Source organism: Falsihalocynthiibacter sp. BN13B15, from assembly GCF_041205415.1.
In the GTDB taxonomy this organism is placed as follows: Bacteria; Pseudomonadota; Alphaproteobacteria; order Rhodobacterales; family Rhodobacteraceae; genus Falsihalocynthiibacter; species Falsihalocynthiibacter arcticus.
On record NZ_JBGFCE010000005.1, the window covers coordinates 120430 to 139303 of the forward strand.

Consider the following 18874-nt stretch of genomic DNA (forward strand, 5'->3'; position numbering starts at 1 on the left):
CTTTAGTCTCCCCTGCTTTCAAAATCGATCCTTGGGTCCACGTACACATACATCAAATCCGAAATAATTCCGATGATTAGCCCGATCAATCCAAAGAAAAACAACGTTCCGAACACGAGGGCAAAGTCGCGTTTTACGGCGGCTTCAAACCCTAGACGGCCTAACCCGTCGAGCGAGAAAATCGTTTCGATAATCACCGACCCCGTTAGAAAAACCGAGAGGAAAAGCGCGGGAAATCCGGAGATCACGATGAGCATCGCATTGCGGAAAATATGGCCATATAGAACGCGCGACTCCGACAGGCCTTTTGCGCGCGCAGTCACGACGTATTGTTTGCGCACCTCGTCAAGAAAACTGTTTTTTGTCAGAAGCGTCAGGCCAGCAAAGGATGCAATAGACATGGCAATCGTTGGTAACGCGATGTGCCAGAAATAATCAAGGACTTTGCCGCCCAGACTTAGACTATCAAAATTATCCGAAGTCAGCCCCCGAAGCGGGAAAATCTGCCAATAGGAGCCCCCCGCAAAAAGCACGATCAGCAGGATGGCGATCAGGAAACCGGGCAATGCATAGGCAACAATGATAATGCCGCTGGTGAAGGTATCAAAACGGCTTCCGTCGGAAACGGCCTTTTTGATGCCCAGCGGAATCGAGATTGCATAGGCAATGAGCGTCGACCAAAGCCCAAGTGAAATCGAAACCGGTAGTTTTTCCCACACTAAATCCAGCACTTTTTGATCGTGGTTATAGCTTTCGCCAAAATCAAGCCGGATATAATTCCACATCATGGTGAAGAAACGCTCAAGCGGTGGTTTATCAAACCCAAACTGGCGCTCCAACTCCGCAATCGCTTCGGGGGGAAGGCCACGGGCGCCGATATATTTGCTACCAACATCAAGCGAGGAATCCGATATTCCAGCATCACCACCAGAGCCGGAGATAGACTTAAACACATCCCCTTCGCCCTCAAGCTCGGCAAGGATTTGTTCAATCGGCCCGCCGGGTACGAATTGCGTCAGCGTGAAATTCACGACCATAATGCCGAACAATGTTGGAATGATCAGCAAAAGCCGACGAAGAATATACGCACCCATGACTTGCTCCCAGCTCTACTTAATTGCGCCAGATGCTTTGAGCGCGTCATATCTTTCTGCGTCCACCCACCAGTAATCTAGATACCCCGAATCAAACGGGGCGATTTCCTCTGGATGGCGGTAAAAATCGAAATACGCAAACGTGTGAACATCCTTATACCATTGTGGAACCAAGTATTTTTCGGCCCGCAATACGCGATCCAATGCGCGTGTCGCCACGTGCAGCTCTTCAAGGGTTTCGGCGTTGCGAATGACGTCAATAAGGGCGTCGATGGCAGGGCTGCTGATCCCTGCGGGGTTGAAAATGCTTTCTAGCGCTGTTTCGCTACCAAATTGCTGTAGCAACTCATCACCCGGTTCATTCCCGCCCCCTTCGTGCGCCGTAATCACGTCATAGTCGAAACTTTGACGACGCTCACTAAATTGCGCAGGATCAACGCGGTTCAGTTTGGCGTTCACCCCAAGGGCAAGCAAATTCTCGACATAGGGTGAAATCACGCGGTCAAAAGCTGGCGAACGCTCAAGGAATTCGACATCAAGCGTGTCACCCGCGGCGTTGCGCCGCAAACCATCATCGCCAACAATCCAGCCAGCATCATCCAAAAGTCCGGAGGCCTTGCGCAGGTTTTTGCGATCCAAACGACGCTGCCCCGACACCGGCGCCATGACAGCAGGCTCCGTAAAGATTTCGGGTCGCAATTTGTCTCGGATACTTTCCAGCAAGACCAATTCTTCGCCTTCGGGCAATCCTGTCGCTTCTAAATCGGAGTTTTCCCACAACGAATCCACCCGTTCATACAGGCCATAAAATAGGGTTTCATTTGACCATTCAAAATTGAACATTAGAGCCAAGGCCTCGCGAACACGAATGTCGCCAAAACGCTCGGCGCGCTCACCGCGTTGATTGAAAACAAACGCTTGCCCAGAAGCAATCGTGCCGTCAAAAACGGTTTCCTGAATGACGGTCCCGTCTTCAATCGCTGGAAAGTTGTATCCCGTCGCCCAAGTTTTGGACGAGTTTTCAACCCTAAAATGGACAACGCCAGATTTGAGGGCTTCAAAGGCCGCAGTATCATCGCCAAAATACTCTATGCGGATTGAATCAAAGTTGGAGCGCCCGATGTTGATCGGCAAATCGCGACCCCAATATTCTGGGTTGCGGACGAAGGTCAAGCGGCGGCCGACTTCGGTCTCACCACGCATGTAAGGCCCCGATCCAAGCGCTGTGGCGAGGCGCGTTTCATCCAGTATAGCGCCCGTTTCTGCAAACCAGCTGCTCTGAAAAATCGGCAAACCACCGACGGCCTGAATGATTTCGCGCTTCACGGCGTCCGGCTTGAAATTGAATTTAATTGTGTGGTCGTCAATGATTTCCGCGCTCTCAACCTGCTGAGAGAGTACCGCGCGATACGATGTCAGCCCCTCTTTCAGAAACAACTCGTAGGTGAATTCAACGTCTTTGGCCGTTACAGGCGAACCGTCAGAAAACGTGGCCTCGGGGCGCATGTGGAAAATCACCCACGATTTATCCACCGGATACTCAATGGTTTCGGCGAGCAAGCCATAGCTTGAGCCGATTTGATCAGAAACGCCTGAAAGGAGGGATTCATACATGATCGTTGCCAAAGCACCAGGATCACCCTTGCGCGAAAATGGATTCATCGAATCAAATGATCCGACGATCGCGAGAGACATTTCCCCGCCTTTGGGGGCTTCCGGATTCACATAGGAAAGATTCTCAAAATCCGCGTCGTAGTTCAGATTTCCAAACGTTGAAATCCCATGGGACTGTATCACTTCTTGTTCAGCACGCCCCGCGAGGGTGCTGCAAAATAGAACTGAAACCGCCAATCCAAGCATGGCGAGGTTCGGGAAGCGGACCCGTGAGTTTCTTAAATTGACATGGGCCTGATCGATAGCTTGGGCGGAACCAAAACTCTGAGACATTGTTATCCTCCGGACGCGTTCTGCGATTGAGACATTTTTATTAAAACCAGCCTAATTACCCAAGGGTTAAACATACAAGTTGAGATTCCGTGAACACCTGTGAATTTTGGCAAAAATCCACAAAAAAGGCCGCACCTTTGCAGTGCGGCCTGTAAAACAGTATTATTGTTAGGCTGTTAGCCGCCGATGGTTGCAAGATACGCAATCACGTTGGCGCGATCTTCTGGTTTTTTCAATCCAGCGAAGCCCATTTTTGTACCTGGAGCGAAAGATTTTGGGTTTTCAAGGAAACCGTTGAGGTTCTCGCCATCCCAGTTTCCGTCCATAGCTGCGATCACATCAGAATAGCTAAACTCCGCTTCAGACCCGATATCGCGGTCGACAACGTTGAACAATGTGGGACCAACTCCGTTCGCCCCAGGTTCAACTTTGTGACAAGCTTTACACTTGCCAAAGACTTTCGAGCCCTTGTCGATGTCTGCACCGGCTAGAAGTTCTTCGAAGGAAATTTCTTCTTCATCAACTTCGGTGGTTTCAGCAGATACCGTCTCGATCAGGTAGCCTTGCTCAGCGGCTTCATCACCATGAGAGCCGCCGCCTGTATGATACAGAACATCAGCAGCCCAAGTGCCAAAAAGAAATACCAGGAGTGCCCCGCAAAAGGCACCAACTATTTTAGTCATTGTCATTGTGTCGAACATGTCTCGTTCCATCTTGGTAGAAGGTTGAGGATGTGTAGCCTCTTCCATAACCAAAGAGCAAGATGTAGTTACCGCGACGAAACGCCCTTTTGCGAAAAAAACTCTCGGAGAGCCGAAAAATGCCAAAAATGATCTCATATCAAGGTGAAGCAGGCTCGTATTCACACCAAGCCTGCCGTGAAGCGCATCCAGACTTCGAACCATTGCCCTGCGAAACCTTTGAATCGGCGGTGGCCGCGGTACGGCGTGGTGATGCGCAACTGGGAATGATTGGTGTTGAGAATTCAACATATGGCCGCGTTGCGCCCGTTCACTCGCTTTTGCCGACAAGTGGTTTGCATATCGTTGGCGAAGCATTTGTGCGGGTGCACATCAATCTTTTGGCGATTCCCGGCACCAAACTTGCGGACATCAAGCGAGCCCGAAGCATGTCTATTCTACTGGGACAATGCCGCGAGTTCTTGCAAGCCAACAACCTCGACACCCTGAACTGGTCGGACAATGCCGCGGCCGCCCGCGACGTGGCGGCCCTTGGCGACCCAAGCGAAGCGGCCCTTGCCAGCGAATTGGCCGGCGAAATCTATGGCCTTGAAGTTGTCGCGCGTCATATCGAAGACCAAGGCAACAACACCACGCGGTTTCTTGTGATGTCGGGCACCCCTGATCTCTCGCGCCGTGGCGAAGACGGAATGATTACAAGTTTGGTTTTCCGAGTTCGCAATATCCCCGCGGCGCTGTACAAAGCAATGGGCGGATTTGCGACCAATGGCGTCAACATGACGAAACTTGAGAGTTATATGGTAGGCGGCCACTTCACGGCGACACAATTCTATGCCGAAATTGAAGGCCATCCCGACGATAGAAGCGTACAACTCGCGCTGGAAGAGCTCGAATACTTCACGGATCACCTCGATATTTTGGGTGTTTATCCGGCCGATCCACGGCGTCACAAACCTTAATACGAACAGCTATTGCCGAATTTAGGTTTTGGTCCCCGGCTTAAATCTGTCTTCAATGTCTTGGGCCATAGTGCTCACACGCTTTTCGAATCGCTGCCTAAGTTTCGTTTTTGCCAATTTCATCGATTGCAGGAGCAGGCGACTCGACAATGTTTTCGCACTCAATTCCACCGTCACTTTTAGACGGGTGTGCATTTTTGAGAGCGCAACCAAGTCGACAACCATCGCCCCGTGAAGTCCGCCCGTTCCACCGTTGATGGTAAAACCTTGGTCCGGAACAACATCAATCAAGCGGGCGACAGACTCGCGCTTTTTACCACGATATTGAAAGACAACGTTCCACCCTTGGACTGCGCCGTCGAGAGCGTTTTCGTCTAAAGGTTTCACTTCTAGCCCACGGCGCAAAGCGGATCGCTCAAAGCTATCGAAGTCGGAAACCGCACGATACACGACCTCGATAGGCGCTTCGATGTCTTCGGTGGATACAAATATCATGGGTCCGCTTTCCTTGGATGGTACCTTCTTGCCTCAATTGAGTCGATCTGCAAGCCAGTTTGTCATTAAAAATTGTGCGATCGAGCCACGTCTTGCGGCCCTAATTTTCGGATGCTCACCGGCCATCACCTGCATAAGATCCTCGCGACTTATCCAAAACGCATCTTCGATTTCAACGGGATCAATCGTAATATCTGTGTTCAAGGCTTCGCCATGGCACCCAAACATAAGGGACGACGGGAAAGCCCACGGCTGGCTGGCCAAATAGGTCACGGCACCGACCTCAATGCCGGATTCCTCAAAAACTTCGCGCCGTACCGCCGCTTCCAACGTTTCACCGGGCTCCACAAATCCCGCGAGCGTCGAATACATTCCCTCCGGCCACCCCGGACTGCGACCCAAAAGCAACTGATTGCCATGCGTGATGAGCATGATCACGACAGGATCGGTGCGCGGAAAATGCGAGCTATCGCAGAGCGTACAATTGCGTTGCCACCCCGCCATGGTCATCGCACTTTTGCCGCCACATTTGGCGCAGTAGCCATGGCTATCATGCCAATTGAATAATGCCTTCGCGGTTGCGACTAACTCCGCATCTCGTGGCGACAATTGCGCCATAACGGAGCGAAGCTCGGCAAAAACAATGCCTTGTGCGAATTCGGGGTGGATTTGCTCTGAGGGGTCAAAAAACTGGCCAACGAGTTCCAAATCCTGATCGGGCGGCTCCCAAGATGAGATGTCACAAGCGAAAACTGCCTGCCCATCATCAAGGCCGAGGAAGATATACTCCCCCGTTGACTCTTTTAGCGCGGGATGTCCCTGCGGCAAACGCACCAAACTTTCGCGTGTCTCGCCCTGCACCAAAACCTTGCCGCGCCAAAGCGGTAGAATATCGCCTGTGGTCAGGTGCTTGTGCATGAGGGTGGCATCGCCACGGAGTTGCGCCGCGCGGTCCAAGCCCGAACCACCAAATGTTACCGTTTCAGCTATCTTCACTGCACACCCTCTTTTTCTTTTGGCACAACTTCAACTTTTTGGCCTTCTACCGCAAGGGCCAGAGCAAACCTACAGCACAGAGAATTTCGTTTTTTGTCATAACTGTGTCACCGTAGATTTCTAAAGCTGCACAAAACAGAATCGGAGAACGTCATGGGACTTAGGAATTCAACATTGATCAGCCGCCGCGAATTCGTCGCTGGAGCAGCTTTTGGAACGACATTGCTTGCCATGCATCCGTTCTCGGCGCGTGCCGCCGCCAACCAAGCGCATTTGCGTATTATGGAAACAACGGACCTGCACGTGCATGTTTTCCCGTATGACTATTATTCCGACAAACCCATCGACACCGTCGGCCTTGCCCGCACCGCAAGCCACATTTTCGATGTGCGCGCCGAAGCCACAAACTCGATCTTGCTCGACAACGGCGACTTCCTTCAAGGCAACCCGATGGGCGACTACATCGCCTATGAACGCGGCATGAAGGACGGCGATATGCATCCCGTAATCGCCGCGATGAACGCCGTTGGTTTTGACGCGTCGACGTTGGGCAACCACGAATTCAACTATGGCCTCGATTTCCTGATGAAATCCATCGCAGGCGCGAATTTCCCCGTGGTGTCCGCCAATGTTGTCGTTGAACGTGGAGCCAATCCACGCGACGATAAAACCCTCCTCAAGCCCTATGTCATTCTCGACCGCATGATCACAGACGGCACAGGCACCGAACATCCGATCAAAATCGGCCTGATTGGGTTTGTGCCGCCGCAAGTGATGAATTGGGATCGCCGCCACCTCGAAGGCAACGTGACAACACGCGATATTGTCGAGACTGCCCGCGCCTATGTTCCCGAAATGAAGGAAGCTGGCGCGGACATCATCATCGCCCTGTCCCACTCGGGAATCGGATCGGCCAATGAAACCGAGTTCATGGAAAATGCCTCCGTGCCCTTGGCCACGGTTGACGGCATTGACGCCATCATGACAGGCCACAGCCACCTCGTTTTCCCCGGAACACAATACGCCGATTTCGCCGGAGTGGATGCCGAAAAAGGCACCATTCACGGTAAACCCGCCGCGATGGGCGGGTTCTGGGGTAGCCATTTGGGGGTGATTGACCTCATGCTAGAAAATGACGGTGGAACGTGGAAAGTCTCGGCCCACACGTCCGAGGCACGCCCGATTTCCCAACGCAACGAAGATCGCTCCATCTCGGCGCTGGTGGAAAGCCAAGACTTTGTCCTCGCCGCCGCGCAAAAGGAACACGACGAAACGCTGGCCTATGTGCGCCGTGCCGTGGGTAAAACCTCCGCACCCTTGCACAGCTATTTTGCCCTCGTCGCCGATGACCCCTCCGTGCAAATCGTCTCAATCGCCCAGAAATGGTACATCGGCGAAATGCTTGCAGGAACGGAATACGCGGACCTGCCAATCCTCTCGGCGGCGGCCCCGTTCAAAGCGGGTGGGCGCGGCGGCGCGGAATATTACACCGATGTTCCCGCAGGCGACGTGGCGATCAAAAACGTGGCCGACCTGTATCTCTATCCCAACACGGCGCGCGCGGTAAAAGTTACCGGCGAACAACTCAAAGGTTGGTTGGAACGTTCAGCGGGTATGTTCAATCAGGTCGAAGCAGGCAAAGCCGATCAGGTCCTGCTCAACCCAGATTTCCCAAGCTATAATTTCGACGTTATTGACGGAGTCAGTTATGAAATCGACCTGTCTCAACCGTCGCGATTCACCGCAAAAGGTGAGCTGGCCGACGAGACCGCAAATCGCATCGTGAACCTTACCTATAACGGCGCGCCCGTCACGCCCGATCAGGAATTCATCGTTGCCACAAACAACTATCGCGCCTCGGGCGGTGGGGATTTCCCAGGCGCAATGGGCGACACCATCATCTTTGAGGGACCAGACACAAACCGCGATGTCATCGTGCGCTACATCGTTGAGCAGGGCACAATCAATCCCTCCGCCGATGGAAATTGGGCGTTCACATCCCTACCTGACACGTCGGTGCTTTTCGACACAGGCCCCAAGGCCAAAGACTATATGGGCGATCTGGAAAACATCACAATCGAGGAAGCTGGCGACGGGCCAGACGGCTTTGCCCGCTTCCGTATCCAGCTTTAAACTTGCAAAATCCCATCGGGGGCGCAGAAACCCGGCCCCGATACCCTAAACTAGACTTGAAACCGTCGCCGACTCGGCCTATTTACTGCATTGAGAGGTTGGCGCGGGCGAGCGCCTCGCCAACTCGGTCAGATCCGGAAGGAAGCAGCCGTAACGAGAATTGTTTGGGTCGATGTCCAATCTCTCACCTAATTTAACGCGCATGACGCACTTGCTGAGGAGGATTTTATGATTGTCGTTGCTGTCCTTCGGGCAAGCCTGCTCTGACGCAGTTCCCTCTGTGATCCAGATTTGCCCTTGCATACGTCCCAGCCAACGCGGCTCCGGACGCCCCAATTCTTTGCAAAGAGCAAAACAATGACCCTTGAAACTACTCTCGAAGATCTCGGCTGGGCCGAGGATTTTCAATCTCAACTTACCGATGAAGACGCTGGCTTGACGCCGATGCGCATTTCCGAAGTCCACCGTAGCAAAATCCGTGCGCTTTCGACAACGGATGCGCACCTGCTTGTGTTTCCCTCCCACATTACGTCCGGCGACGTGGCGGTGGGCGACTGGATATTGGTGGAAGGTGATATCGCGCGGATCGTCCGTTTGCTTGACCGACGTTCATGCCTGACACGGCGCGCGGCGGGGCCCGACCTACGCAAACAGCTTGTGGCCGCAAATGTGGACACGCTTTTTATCGTCACCTCCTGCAACGCCGATTTTAATGAGGCGCGCATTGAACGCTTTATTTCCATGGCGTTCGAGGCGGGAACAACGCCCGTCATCATCGCGACCAAGGCCGATAACGCCGAAGATGCGGCGGACTATGTGGCGCGGGCGGAAAAACTGTCGTTGGGACAAGTCGCACTCGCGATCAACGCCCATGATCCAGAAGACCTGAAACGCCTCGCGCCATGGTGCGGACCGCGGCAAACGATCGCGCTTCTGGGGTCCTCAGGCGTTGGGAAAACCACAATCACCAACGGCATCGCGGGCACAACCCAAGCGACCGCAGAAATCCGCGAAGACGATGCGCGTGGCCGTCACACCACAACCTCGCGCGCATTGCATCGCATTCAAGGTGGCGGATGGTTGCTGGATACACCCGGCATGCGGGAATTCGGGCTGTTTGACGCCTCCGAGGGCATTAACACGGTATTTCAGGACGTTATGCAGTATGCTGACTCCTGTAAGTTCCGCGATTGTGCCCATGAAGGCGAGCCGGGCTGTGCTGTTCAAAAGGCAGTCAAGTCAGGCGAATTGGACCCAGATCGTTTGAAACGCTGGCAAAAGCTACAACGCGAAGACTCGTTGCAGGTGGAAACCGTGGCCCAAACCCGCAAACGCTCGCGCACAATGGTGAAAATGCACAAAACCGCCAAACAGTTGCGCAATCGGAAGGTTGACGGCGACTAGCTCTTAAGGCTTGCCCGACAACGCACCCTCGCCCGTAATTTCAAACAAATGACGGCGCGGCGCTGGACGTCGGGCAAGCCTGCCATTAACCTACGCATAACGAAATGAGGGTGACATGAGCGAAACAGAATCCGGTTCTGCAAAAGACAGCGGCTATCAAGTTTTAGCGCGCAAGTATCGCCCCGAAGTTTTTGCCGATCTCGTGGGCCAAGAGCCCATGGTGCGTACCCTCAAAAACGCCTTTGAGGCCAACCGCATCGCGCAAGCCTTTGTGATGACCGGCATTCGAGGAACGGGTAAAACCACCACGGCGCGGATTATAGCCAAGGGCATGAATTGCATCGGCCCCAAAGGCGATGGCGGCCCAACCACCGAGCCCTGTGGCGTTTGCGAAAACTGCATCGCGATCATGGAAGGGCGTCACGTGGACGTCATGGAAATGGATGCGGCGAGTCGGACGGGCGTAAACGACATCCGCGAAATCATCGAAAGTGTTGCCTATCGCGCCGCCTCTGCCCGCTACAAAATCTATATCATCGATGAGGTGCACATGCTCTCGACCAGCGCGTTTAACGCGTTGCTCAAGACCCTCGAAGAGCCGCCCGCGCACGTCAAATTCATCTTCGCCACTACCGAAATTCGCAAGGTTCCCGTCACGGTGCTTTCGCGCTGCCAACGGTTTGACCTGCGCCGAATTGAGCCTGAAGTGATGATCGCCCTGATGCGCAAAATCGCCAAGGCCGAGAATGCCGAGATTTCCGATGACGCGCTAGCTTTGATCACACGGGCATCCGAAGGGTCGGCGCGCGACGCTACCTCACTCCTTGATCAGGCGATTGCCCACGGTGCGGGCGAAACCACCGCCGACCAAGTCCGTGCGATGTTGGGCCTTGCCGATCGTGGACGCGTCCTTGATCTGTTTGACATGATCGTGCGGGGCGATGCCGCCGCAGCGATGACTGAGCTTTCTGGGCAATATGGCGACGGAGCCGATCCGATGGCCGTTTTGCGCGATCTGGCAGAGATTACCCATTGGGTTTCGGTGATAAAAATCACCCCCGAGGCCGCCGAAGACCCTACAGTTTCCCCCGACGAGCGGATGCGCGGTCAAGCAATGGCGGAAAAACTGCCGATGCGGGTAATGACCCGTATGTGGCAAATGCTCCTTAAAGCGCTCGAAGAAGTTGCCGCCGCGCCCAACGCGATGATGGCCGCCGAAATGGCTGTCATCCGCCTTACACATGTTGCCGACCTTCCCAGCCCTGGCGATCTAGTCAAACGTTTGCAAGATGCCACGCCGCCTCCGATGCCTCCCAATGGCGGCCCGTCAGGCGGTGGCCATCAGGCATCCTCGACGGCCACAATTGCCAGCCAACCCACGGCAACTCATGGTGGCAACACCACGCAAATAGTGGCAGGCGGCGGTGCGACGGCGCTTGGCGCGCCTGATGCGGTTCTCGCCCGTTTTGGCCAATTCGAAACCATCCTTGAACTCATCCGAAGCCACCGCGATGTAAAGCTCCTGATCGAAATCGAAACCACCATGCGCTTGGCAAACTACGCGCCGGGTCGGATCGAGTTCCAACCCACCGAAAACTCGCCGAGTGACCTCGCGCAACGGCTTGGACAACAATTGCAACTTTGGACGGGTGCGCGCTGGACGGTGACGCTCGTGAACGAAGGTGGCGCGGCGACGATTGCCGAAATTCGCGACGCCGAGATGCTTGCCGTTCGCACGGAGGCGCAAGCGCACCCGTTGGTGCAAGCCGTGGTCACCCAATTTCCGGGCGCAAAAATTACCAGCATTCGCACCTTGAAGGAACTCGCCGCGGAGGCCGCTTCTAGCGCGCTCCCAGAGGTTGAGGACGAATGGGATCCCTTTGAGGACAGCTAGGTTGTACACAGCTCTAAAGAGCCCCATCTACAGAGAACACACCAAGGAGATATCAAAATGTTCAAAGGTTTAGGCCAAATGGGCGACATGGCTAAAATGATGAAGGCCGCACAAGAAATGCAGTCGAAAATGGCCGAAATGCAAGACGGTTTAGCGAGCATCACCGTTGTTGGCGAGAGTGGCGCAGGGCTTGTGAAGGCAACGGCGACGGCAAAGGGCGAACTTACCGGTCTCGACATTGACCCTAAGATTTTCGATCCGAGCGAGAAAGAGGTTGTTGAAGATTTGATCCTTGCAGCCATCAAAGACGCACAAGCAAAAGCCCGCGAACGCAGCCAAAGCGAGATGGCAAAATTGACCGAGGGCCTTGGGCTGCCCGAGGGCATGAAACTGCCGTTTTAATCCTAAATGGACGACAGCACGCGCGAAATAGAACACCTGATTAACCTTATGGCCAAGCTCCCCGGGCTTGGCCCGCGTTCGGCGCGACGTGCGGTTTTGCATCTCATTAAAAAACGCGCGCTGGTTATGACGCCCCTCGCGAACGCCCTCCAGAATGTGGCGGCAACAGCGCGGGAATGCGTGAATTGCGGCAATATCGGCACGCAGGACCGCTGTGACATTTGCGCGAACGAAAAGCGGGCCACAGGTCAACTTTGTATCGTCGAAGACGTCGCTGATCTTTGGGCAATGGAACGCGGGCAGGCCTTTGGTGGGCGCTATCATGTTTTGGGCGGAACGCTTTCGGCCCTTGATGCCGTTGGGCCGGAAGAGCTTCGGATTCCCAAGCTTTTGGAACGCATTCGAGCCGAGGGTATTACAGAAGTCGTGCTGGCGCTCAATGTGACGGTCGACGGGCAAACCACGGCGCATTATATCGCGGAGCATTTAACGCACGTATCGGTCACATCGCTGGCACAGGGCGTTCCGATTGGTGGTGAATTGGACTATCTCGACGATGGTACGATTCAGGCCGCGTTCAAAGCGCGCAAACAGTTTTAAATTTATGACCTGAATACAAAAAAGGCCCCCACACCATCGGTGCAGGGGCCTTTTTCTGTAATGATATCTAGGCTTATGGCTGCTCGTCGTCCGTACCGCTTTCGGGAAGATTAAAGAAAGTATCCTTATCCGGAACCGCCTCAGCTTCTTCCTCATCACGTGGATCGGTAGAGAAGCTGAATGTTGACAGCTCTTCGATTGCAGAGGAAACGCGCGGGGCGTTCGCGACGCCGAGGCTCTGTTCGGTGGACACCAATTTGCGGCGCTCATCGTCACTCATGACATCGCCTTCTTTGGCGCGTTTTGCGGCAGCTTTCTGAACTTCGAAGTCGAGTTCAACTTGTTTACACAAGCCAAGAGCAACGGGATCGATTGGTTGAATATTCCCGATGTTCCAGTGTGTGCGCTCGCGGATTGCCTGAATTGTTGGCTTGGTTGTACCAACAAGCTTGCTCACCTGACCGTCGGTCAATTCGGGGTGGAACTTCACCAGCCAAAGGATTGACGCCGGACGATCTTGGCGTTTGGACAAAGGCGTATAACGCGGACCGCGACGCTTTTCTTCGCCAACAGCGGAGGCAAGGAATTTCAATTTTAGCTTATAGAGAGGGTTGCCCTCGCCGCGTTGGATTTCTTCGGCGGTCAGCTGATTATTGGCAATCGGGTCGAACCCTTTTACGCCGGTCGCAACATCGCCATCGGCAATGCCCTGAACTTCCAACTCGTGGAATTCGCAAAAATCTGCAACCTGTTTAAAGGTCAGCGTTGTGTTGTCTACCAACCATACTGCGGTTGCGCGTGCCATAATTGGTTTGGCCATGATCTTCTCCTATACAACATCCCCAGAACATATCTTCCCTAAGCCCTGGAAGGGGCGACCCTCATTCGGGCGGGCTCTCATTGAAGGGGAACTTAAGCTGTATATACTGTGCGCAACCAAAAGAGGAAAGAGAAAATGCGAAAGATTGGTTTTGCGCTGATTGTGGCTGCTATCAGTGCCTATTTATGGGCTCAAGTCGTCACAAAAAACGAGTCTTCTGTTGATTTTGATTACTATGTGCTAGCGCTAAGCTGGTCACCCAATTGGTGCAAACTTGAAGGGGACGCCAAAGGAAGTGAACAATGCGACTCCAGCCATGACTATGGCTGGACCCTGCACGGGCTCTGGCCGCAATTTGAGAATGGATGGCCTAGAGACTGCCCAACATCTTACAAACGCCCGTCCAATGCCCTCGCCACATCGATGATTGATATTATGGGATCGTCAGGACTTGCCAAGCATGAATGGGAAAAACACGGCACCTGCTCCAACCTCTCCCCTGAAGACTATTTCTTGGCTTCCAGAGAGGCTTTCGAGGCCGTTGTAAAGCCGCCGATCTTTCGAGAAATCAAGGAAACAGTAAGCCTGCCCGCACGGGAAATTGAGGGCGCGTTTTTACAATCCAATCCTCAGCTTACCGCCGATCAAATTACGATCACTTGCAAAAAAAACCACCTTCAAGAGGCGCGGGTTTGCCTTGATAAAGCTCTTAGCCCACGTCTCTGTGGTGCGGATGTTATCCTTGACTGCCGCCATGAAGACGCAGGAATTGCACCAATCCGCTAGAGATATTCAGGAATGGAATGTGATGTTAACCGGTTACTTTTAAAACAATCTTTCCAATATGTTGGGAAGCCTCCATTCGCATATGCGCCTTGGCGGCGTCCACCAGATCGAATTCTTGGTCCATAACGGGGAAAATCGCTCCTGCCGCCAAAAGCGGCCAAACTTCGGCCTTTAAATCCTCTGCGATCCGCGCCTTTGCGCGGTCACTTTGGGGTCGCAACGTGCTGCCCGTCAACGTCAGGCGGCGCGTCATGATTTGCATGAAGTTCACCTCCTGCTTGAAGCCTTGCAGGAACGCGATCTGAACCAAGCGCCCATCATCCGCCAGCGCGTTGATGTTGCGTTGAAGGTAGTCGCCTCCGACCATGTCCAAAATGACATCCGCGCCGCCAATCTCCCGTATCTCTTTGGCAAAATCGACCTCGCGATAGTTCATCGCACGCTCAGCCCCTAAGGCAGTACAGGCAGCGCATTTCTCGGCGGATCCAGCAGTCGTAAACACCCGCGCGCCCCGCGCCTTGGCAAGTTGGATTGCGACCGTCCCGATACCCGAGCTGCCGCCGTGGACCAAAAACCGCTCGCCCGCCTTGAGGCCTCCACGTAAAAACACATTGCTCCAAACCGTAAAAAACGTTTCGGGCAAACAGGCCGCCTGTTTAAGGGTCAAACCCGCCGGAACAGGGAGGCAATGCGCTGCAGGGCAAGTGGCGTATTCCGCATACCCTCCCCCCGGTAAAAGCGCACAAACAGAATCACCCAGCGCAACTGAAGTCACTCCAGCCCCAAGTGCGACGACCTCGCCTGACCCCTCAAGCCCGGGTAAATCGCTGGCGGTCGCTGGCGGATTATAGAGCCCTGCCCGTTGCAGCGCATCGGGGCGATTGACCCCCGCATAGGCCAGCCGAATGACAACCTCTCCCGCGCGCGCAATCGGCATTGGCCGACGTGTTTCGCGCAGAACTTCCGGACCGCCAGGCGTAGATATTTCCATCGCCCGCATCGTGTTTACTTCATTCATTCTGTCTCACTTAGGTTACGTCTTTGGGTGACCAGTGCCCCGGAAAATCATCGCGCTTCACCGCAGCATGCGGCGCGCGAATACCCGAGAGAACTTTCGCAGGCCCGGCCATAAGCTTGCTAAAAATCGGGTTTTTTCGCACCGAAGCTTTAAACTTTTCGATCTGCATCACATTGTCGATCCGACGATCCAAGAACTCCCATGTCGCGGTATTTCCCTCGCCGTCATCACCCAACCAATACAGCACGGTCGACGCATAAACACCTGATAGTGTTGCGCGTTTTGTGTACCAATTCACATCGTCCGACGTGTCGCCAAGGGCGTTCCAAATTGCATCACACGTGCCCCAAACAAGTTTCGACCCATCGGCTGCATTCTGGGGAAGTGCAAAAAGCGCGCTACCTTTGCGTACCGCCTCCTTGTCCGTGACGGCTTCAATGCGATAGCGAACGGCGGCGGTAATTTTGTCGCGAAAACGTAGGTTCGACATATCCGCAGCGGCCAGCCGCTCCAGCATCATCGCGTCGCCCGCTTTGTGAAACGCAATCGCCAAATCAACCCCGCCACGCGGATAGGCGGCCTGTGCGTCTTCGGGCGAAATGCCCGCGTCCAACGCCGCTTCAGCCAGCGTCGCCGTGCTCCAACCGTCGAAGACAACATGCGGCAAAGCTGCTTCCAGCAGAGCCTCTTTGGTTTTCAATAACTGTTCCGACATCACACACTCCTTGCAGTCTTGCCCTGTGCTCGCGCCATACAATTAGGCAAGGTCTTGGGCCTTTATGCAAACCCAAAACCAGATAGCTGGTTAAAACGATACCACCTGATTCAACGAAAGCGAAGAGGCGGACACCCCGTTTCCTCCCCAGTGCACGTAACCGATTGGAGTTAAACCGGAAGCGCCGTGGTTTTAAATACCGTTCGAAGCGCAAAGTTACTCTGCATTTGCGCCACACCCGGCAAGCGCGCCAAATGACGACGATGGATTTGCGCAAAATCTTCGGTGTCGTGGGCAACAACCTTCAGCATGTAATCCGCCGTCCCTGCCATCAAATGGCATTCCAAAACATCGGGAATCCGCGTCACGGCTTTCTCAAATGCATCCAAAACTTCGTCGGTCTGCCCAGAGAGAGTAATTTCCACAAAAACGGTAGTCTGCCGCCCAACTTTACGCGGATCAAGAAGCGCGACGTAATCCCGAATGTACCCCTCCGCCTCGAGGTGCTGAACCCGCCGATGGCATGCCGAGGGGGAGAGATTGATCCGCTCTGACAACTCAGCATTCGTTATACGACCTTGCTTTTGGAGCACCTCCAAAATTCGACGATCTATACTGTCTAATTTCATTATTCCGCAGATTCCTTCGAATTTTATCGGCCATTTCCGTAGAATTATCCCAAAACTTATCCGATCAACGAAGAGAATTCAAAACAATTGCGTTGAGAAAGGCGCAAACTCTAACTTCAAACGGAGGAGAACCCATGCTAATCGGATGCCCAAAAGAGATCAAACCCCAAGAATTTAGGGTTGGAATAACCCCAAACGCCGCGCGCGAAGCGATCCAACACGGCCATCGTGTTTTGGTGGAAACCGACGCTGGCATTGGGTCCGGTTTCACCGATACAGATTATGTCGATGCTGGTGTCGAAATAAAAGACACCGCCGCCGAAATTTTCGCCCTTTCTGATATGATCGTAAAGGTCAAAGAGCCCCAATCCGTTGAGCGTAAAATGCTGCGCGAAGGCCAAGTTCTCTTTACATACCTTCACCTTGCCCCCGACCCCGAACAAACGCGTGACCTCTTGGCCAGTGGCTGCACAGCCATCGCCTATGAGACCGTCACAGACGCCGCGGGCGGGTTGCCCCTGCTTGCGCCAATGTCCGAAGTCGCGGGTCGCTTGGCCCCGCAAGTCGGCGCATGGACTCTGCAAAAAGCAAATGGCGGGCGCGGCGTGTTGATGGGTGGTGTTCCGGGAGTTTCGCCCGCCCGCGTTGTGGTCATTGGCGGCGGTGTCGTTGGCACCCACGCGGCGCGGATTGCTGCTGGAATGGGCGCGGATGTGACGGTTCTGGACCGCTCCCTGCCACGCCTGCGCTATCTTGATGACGTCTTTGGTGGCACCTTCAAAAACGCCTACGCGACAGCTGGGAATACTGCTGACTTGGTGACCCATGCTGACATGGTCATCGGTGCCGTCCTCGTTCCCGGTGCCGCAGCACCAAAACTTATCAGCCGCGCTCAGCTTTCGACGATGAAACCCGGCGCTGCTATCGTGGATGTTGCGATTGACCAAGGCGGTTGTTTTGAAACAAGTCACGCAACGACCCACCAAGACCCGATTTATGAAGTCGATGGCATCATGCACTACTGCGTTGCCAACATGCCAGGAGCTGTGGCGCGCACGTCCACTATCGCCCTTGGGAATGCGACGTTACCGTTCCTTCTCGCCTTGGCTGACAAAGGCTGGAAACAGGCCTGTACCGATGATCCGCACTTGCTGAATGGCCTGAACGTCCACGCCGGACAATTGACCTATTACGCGGTCGGCAAAGCGCTTGGGATTGATGTTTTGTCGCCAGCTTTGGCGATCAAATAGACAGAAATGGCCCGCTAAATTTATGCGGGCCATTTTTTAATTTCGACGAACCTATTTTTTGACGAGTGCGTCGCGAATTTCTACCAAGAGTTCGATATCTGTTGGGCCTGCGGGCGCTTCTTCCGCCGCCGCCTCCGCCTTCACGCTAGCATCCTTGATCTTGTTAACGCTGCGCACCAGTAAAAAGACAACATAGGCAATAATCAGGAAATTGATCACGGCCATGACGAAGGCCCCGTATGCAAATGTACCCGCGCCCGCTTCACGCGCGGCTTCGAGCGTCGCATAACTCGCGCCCTCAGCGCCGCCCGAAAGCACGAAAAATTTGTTGGTGAAATCCACCCCGCCAGTGAACAATCCGATGATTGGATTGATCAAATCGGTCACAAGTGATTTTACAATCGCCGTGAACGCCGCCCCAATTATAATCCCGACCGCCATGTCCATGACGTTGCCCTTGGCGATGAAATCTTTAAATTCTTTAAACATTTTATTTCCCCTAAGTTTAAACATTTGTGCCTCAGCTCGAGCACTAAGATTTTTCGGTTCCGTTCTAGATCAGTAACGACAGTTTACTTCGGCAAGCTGCCGGTCAGAACATAGCGCAGAATTTCGATCACTTGCTGAGGCGTTTCGATCACAGCAAGAGCCGCAGCATCCACTTCTTTGAGCGCATGTTGGTGGTCCGCGCCATGCATCACGACCAAGGATTTTCCGAGGGCCGCGGCAAAACCCGCATCAAAGGCAGCATTCCACTGGCGATAATTCTCACCAAACCGCACCACAACAACGTCGGCTTCTGAGATGGCCTTGCGGGTCCGAATAGCGTTGAGTTTTGCGCCCTTATGGTCGTGCCAAAACTTGTCAGTTTCCGCGCCCATAATTGCCACACCGCAATCGTCGCTGGCGCCGTGGTCCGTCACAGGGGAGGAGAACTCAATGTTCAAACCCTCAGCCCCCGCAATGATTTCCGCGCGCCAATCCGAATGGATTTCCCCCGAAAGATAGACTTTAAAACTCATGTCAACGCT

At 54.0% G+C, this 18874-nt stretch carries 19 protein-coding genes and 1 other RNA gene; 9 read left to right on the top strand and 11 right to left on the bottom strand.

Annotated elements, in window-relative coordinates:
- Window positions 1-2: 2 nt before the first annotated feature.
- The 3 genes from AB9F26_RS10355 to AB9F26_RS10365 all read right to left on the bottom strand — a co-directional run bounded on the left by AB9F26_RS10355 (window position 3) and on the right by AB9F26_RS10365 (window position 3868).
- On the bottom strand, window positions 3-1094 hold the full coding sequence (locus AB9F26_RS10355; protein ID WP_039001886.1) for a microcin C ABC transporter permease YejB: 1092 nt from the start codon (window positions 1092-1094) through the stop codon (window positions 3-5).
- Window positions 1095-1109: 15 nt separating this feature from the next.
- The gene (locus AB9F26_RS10360; protein WP_369767973.1) at window positions 1110-3041 is read right to left on the bottom strand and encodes an extracellular solute-binding protein; all 1932 of its coding nucleotides are present in this window, start codon (window positions 3039-3041) and stop codon (window positions 1110-1112) included.
- Window positions 3042-3217: 176 nt separating this feature from the next.
- Window positions 3218-3868, bottom strand: coding sequence for a cytochrome c family protein (locus tag AB9F26_RS10365; RefSeq protein ID WP_335583720.1), 651 nt, complete (start codon window positions 3866-3868; stop codon window positions 3218-3220).
- Here AB9F26_RS10365 and AB9F26_RS10370 point away from each other — a divergent pair.
- Complete coding sequence (locus AB9F26_RS10370) at window positions 3862-4701, top strand: prephenate dehydratase (RefSeq protein ID WP_335583721.1); 840 nt, start codon at window positions 3862-3864, stop codon at window positions 4699-4701. The genes AB9F26_RS10365 and AB9F26_RS10370 overlap by 7 nt on opposite strands.
- Window positions 4702-4722: 21 nt before the next feature.
- Here AB9F26_RS10370 and AB9F26_RS10375 read toward each other — a convergent pair whose 3' ends face one another.
- Together AB9F26_RS10375 and nudC are read right to left on the bottom strand one after the other, a co-directional pair.
- Window positions 4723-5196 carry an SRPBCC family protein gene (locus AB9F26_RS10375; RefSeq protein WP_335583722.1) on the bottom strand — a complete coding sequence of 158 codons (474 nt, stop codon included), beginning with the start codon at window positions 5194-5196 and terminating at the stop codon, window positions 4723-4725.
- Window positions 5197-5229: 33 nt separating this feature from the next.
- Window positions 5230-6192: an NAD(+) diphosphatase gene (gene nudC, locus AB9F26_RS10380; protein ID WP_335583723.1), complete on the bottom strand. Its 963-nt coding sequence runs from the start codon at window positions 6190-6192 to the stop codon at window positions 5230-5232.
- 153 nt (window positions 6193-6345) lie between these two features.
- Between nudC and AB9F26_RS10385 the strand changes: the two genes are divergently transcribed.
- From AB9F26_RS10385 to recR, 6 genes are all read left to right on the top strand, one after another.
- Window positions 6346-8325, top strand: coding sequence for a bifunctional 2',3'-cyclic-nucleotide 2'-phosphodiesterase/3'-nucleotidase (locus AB9F26_RS10385; protein WP_369767974.1), 1980 nt, complete (start codon window positions 6346-6348; stop codon window positions 8323-8325).
- Window positions 8326-8416: 91 nt separating this feature from the next.
- Window positions 8417-8515: signal recognition particle sRNA small type (gene ffs, locus AB9F26_RS10390), an RNA gene on the top strand.
- A 167-nt stretch (window positions 8516-8682) separates the two neighbouring features.
- A complete protein-coding gene (rsgA, locus tag AB9F26_RS10395) occupies window positions 8683-9729 on the top strand; it encodes a ribosome small subunit-dependent GTPase A (RefSeq protein WP_369767975.1) in 1047 nt (348 codons plus the stop codon).
- 115 nt (window positions 9730-9844) lie between these two features.
- Window positions 9845-11623 (top strand): DNA polymerase III subunit gamma/tau, encoded by a 1779-nt coding sequence (locus tag AB9F26_RS10400; RefSeq protein ID WP_369767976.1) that lies wholly within the window; start codon window positions 9845-9847, stop codon window positions 11621-11623.
- Between the two features lie 57 nt (window positions 11624-11680).
- Window positions 11681-12025 (top strand): YbaB/EbfC family nucleoid-associated protein, encoded by a 345-nt coding sequence (locus AB9F26_RS10405; RefSeq protein ID WP_369767977.1) that lies wholly within the window; start codon window positions 11681-11683, stop codon window positions 12023-12025.
- Between the two features lie 6 nt (window positions 12026-12031).
- The gene (gene recR / locus AB9F26_RS10410) at window positions 12032-12625 is read left to right on the top strand and encodes a recombination mediator RecR (RefSeq protein ID WP_335583728.1); all 594 of its coding nucleotides are present in this window, start codon (window positions 12032-12034) and stop codon (window positions 12623-12625) included.
- A 73-nt stretch (window positions 12626-12698) separates the two neighbouring features.
- Here the strand turns inward: recR and AB9F26_RS10415 are convergent, their stop codons facing one another.
- Window positions 12699-13445, bottom strand: a complete 747-nt coding sequence (locus AB9F26_RS10415; protein WP_335583729.1) for a cell cycle transcriptional regulator TrcR — start codon at window positions 13443-13445, stop codon at window positions 12699-12701.
- 135 nt (window positions 13446-13580) lie between these two features.
- Between AB9F26_RS10415 and AB9F26_RS10420 the strand changes: the two genes are divergently transcribed.
- A complete protein-coding gene (locus tag AB9F26_RS10420) occupies window positions 13581-14231 on the top strand; it encodes a ribonuclease T (RefSeq protein ID WP_369767978.1) in 651 nt (216 codons plus the stop codon).
- 25 nt (window positions 14232-14256) lie between these two features.
- Here the strand turns inward: AB9F26_RS10420 and AB9F26_RS10425 are convergent, their stop codons facing one another.
- The 3 genes from AB9F26_RS10425 to AB9F26_RS10435 form a co-directional block, all read right to left on the bottom strand.
- Window positions 14257-15249 (bottom strand): NAD(P)H-quinone oxidoreductase, encoded by a 993-nt coding sequence (locus AB9F26_RS10425; RefSeq protein ID WP_369767979.1) that lies wholly within the window; start codon window positions 15247-15249, stop codon window positions 14257-14259.
- A gap of 10 nt (window positions 15250-15259) precedes the next feature.
- Window positions 15260-15964 (bottom strand): COQ9 family protein, encoded by a 705-nt coding sequence (locus AB9F26_RS10430; RefSeq protein WP_369767980.1) that lies wholly within the window; start codon window positions 15962-15964, stop codon window positions 15260-15262.
- 170 nt (window positions 15965-16134) lie between these two features.
- Window positions 16135-16593 carry an Lrp/AsnC family transcriptional regulator gene (locus AB9F26_RS10435; RefSeq protein WP_039001871.1) on the bottom strand — a complete coding sequence of 153 codons (459 nt, stop codon included), beginning with the start codon at window positions 16591-16593 and terminating at the stop codon, window positions 16135-16137.
- Between the two features lie 134 nt (window positions 16594-16727).
- Between AB9F26_RS10435 and ald the strand changes: the two genes are divergently transcribed.
- The gene (gene ald, locus AB9F26_RS10440; RefSeq protein WP_335583733.1) at window positions 16728-17843 is read left to right on the top strand and encodes an alanine dehydrogenase; all 1116 of its coding nucleotides are present in this window, start codon (window positions 16728-16730) and stop codon (window positions 17841-17843) included.
- 51 nt (window positions 17844-17894) lie between these two features.
- Here the strand turns inward: ald and mscL are convergent, their stop codons facing one another.
- Window positions 17895-18332, bottom strand: coding sequence for a large conductance mechanosensitive channel protein MscL (gene mscL / locus AB9F26_RS10445; RefSeq protein WP_335583734.1), 438 nt, complete (start codon window positions 18330-18332; stop codon window positions 17895-17897).
- Between the two features lie 83 nt (window positions 18333-18415).
- Entirely contained in the window at window positions 18416-18865 is a 450-nt protein-coding gene (locus AB9F26_RS10450; RefSeq protein ID WP_335583735.1) for a YtoQ family protein, read from the bottom strand.
- Between the last annotated feature and the right edge of the window lie 9 nt (window positions 18866-18874).

What these genes read in the sequence shown, in the direction of transcription:
- AB9F26_RS10355 (WP_039001886.1), bottom strand. Translation starts at nt 1,094, where the DNA reads ATGGGTGCGTATATTCTTCGTCGGCTTTTGCTGATCATTCCAACATTG.
- AB9F26_RS10360 (WP_369767973.1), bottom strand. Translation starts at nt 3,041, where the DNA reads ATGTCTCAGAGTTTTGGTTCCGCCCAAGCTATCGATCAGGCCCATGTC.
- AB9F26_RS10370 (WP_335583721.1), top strand. Translation starts at nt 3,862, where the DNA reads ATGCCAAAAATGATCTCATATCAAGGTGAAGCAGGCTCGTATTCACAC.
- AB9F26_RS10375 (WP_335583722.1), bottom strand. Translation starts at nt 5,196, where the DNA reads ATGATATTTGTATCCACCGAAGACATCGAAGCGCCTATCGAGGTCGTG.
- AB9F26_RS10385 (WP_369767974.1), top strand. Translation starts at nt 6,346, where the DNA reads ATGGGACTTAGGAATTCAACATTGATCAGCCGCCGCGAATTCGTCGCT.
- rsgA (WP_369767975.1), top strand. Translation starts at nt 8,683, where the DNA reads ATGACCCTTGAAACTACTCTCGAAGATCTCGGCTGGGCCGAGGATTTT.
- AB9F26_RS10400 (WP_369767976.1), top strand. Translation starts at nt 9,845, where the DNA reads ATGAGCGAAACAGAATCCGGTTCTGCAAAAGACAGCGGCTATCAAGTT.
- AB9F26_RS10405 (WP_369767977.1), top strand. Translation starts at nt 11,681, where the DNA reads ATGTTCAAAGGTTTAGGCCAAATGGGCGACATGGCTAAAATGATGAAG.
- recR (WP_335583728.1), top strand. Translation starts at nt 12,032, where the DNA reads ATGGACGACAGCACGCGCGAAATAGAACACCTGATTAACCTTATGGCC.
- AB9F26_RS10415 (WP_335583729.1), bottom strand. Translation starts at nt 13,445, where the DNA reads ATGGCCAAACCAATTATGGCACGCGCAACCGCAGTATGGTTGGTAGAC.
- AB9F26_RS10420 (WP_369767978.1), top strand. Translation starts at nt 13,581, where the DNA reads ATGCGAAAGATTGGTTTTGCGCTGATTGTGGCTGCTATCAGTGCCTAT.
- AB9F26_RS10425 (WP_369767979.1), bottom strand. Translation starts at nt 15,249, where the DNA reads ATGAATGAAGTAAACACGATGCGGGCGATGGAAATATCTACGCCTGGC.
- AB9F26_RS10430 (WP_369767980.1), bottom strand. Translation starts at nt 15,964, where the DNA reads ATGTCGGAACAGTTATTGAAAACCAAAGAGGCTCTGCTGGAAGCAGCT.
- AB9F26_RS10435 (WP_039001871.1), bottom strand. Translation starts at nt 16,593, where the DNA reads ATGAAATTAGACAGTATAGATCGTCGAATTTTGGAGGTGCTCCAAAAG.
- ald (WP_335583733.1), top strand. Translation starts at nt 16,728, where the DNA reads ATGCTAATCGGATGCCCAAAAGAGATCAAACCCCAAGAATTTAGGGTT.
- mscL (WP_335583734.1), bottom strand. Translation starts at nt 18,332, where the DNA reads ATGTTTAAAGAATTTAAAGATTTCATCGCCAAGGGCAACGTCATGGAC.
- AB9F26_RS10450 (WP_335583735.1), bottom strand. Translation starts at nt 18,865, where the DNA reads ATGAGTTTTAAAGTCTATCTTTCGGGGGAAATCCATTCGGATTGGCGC.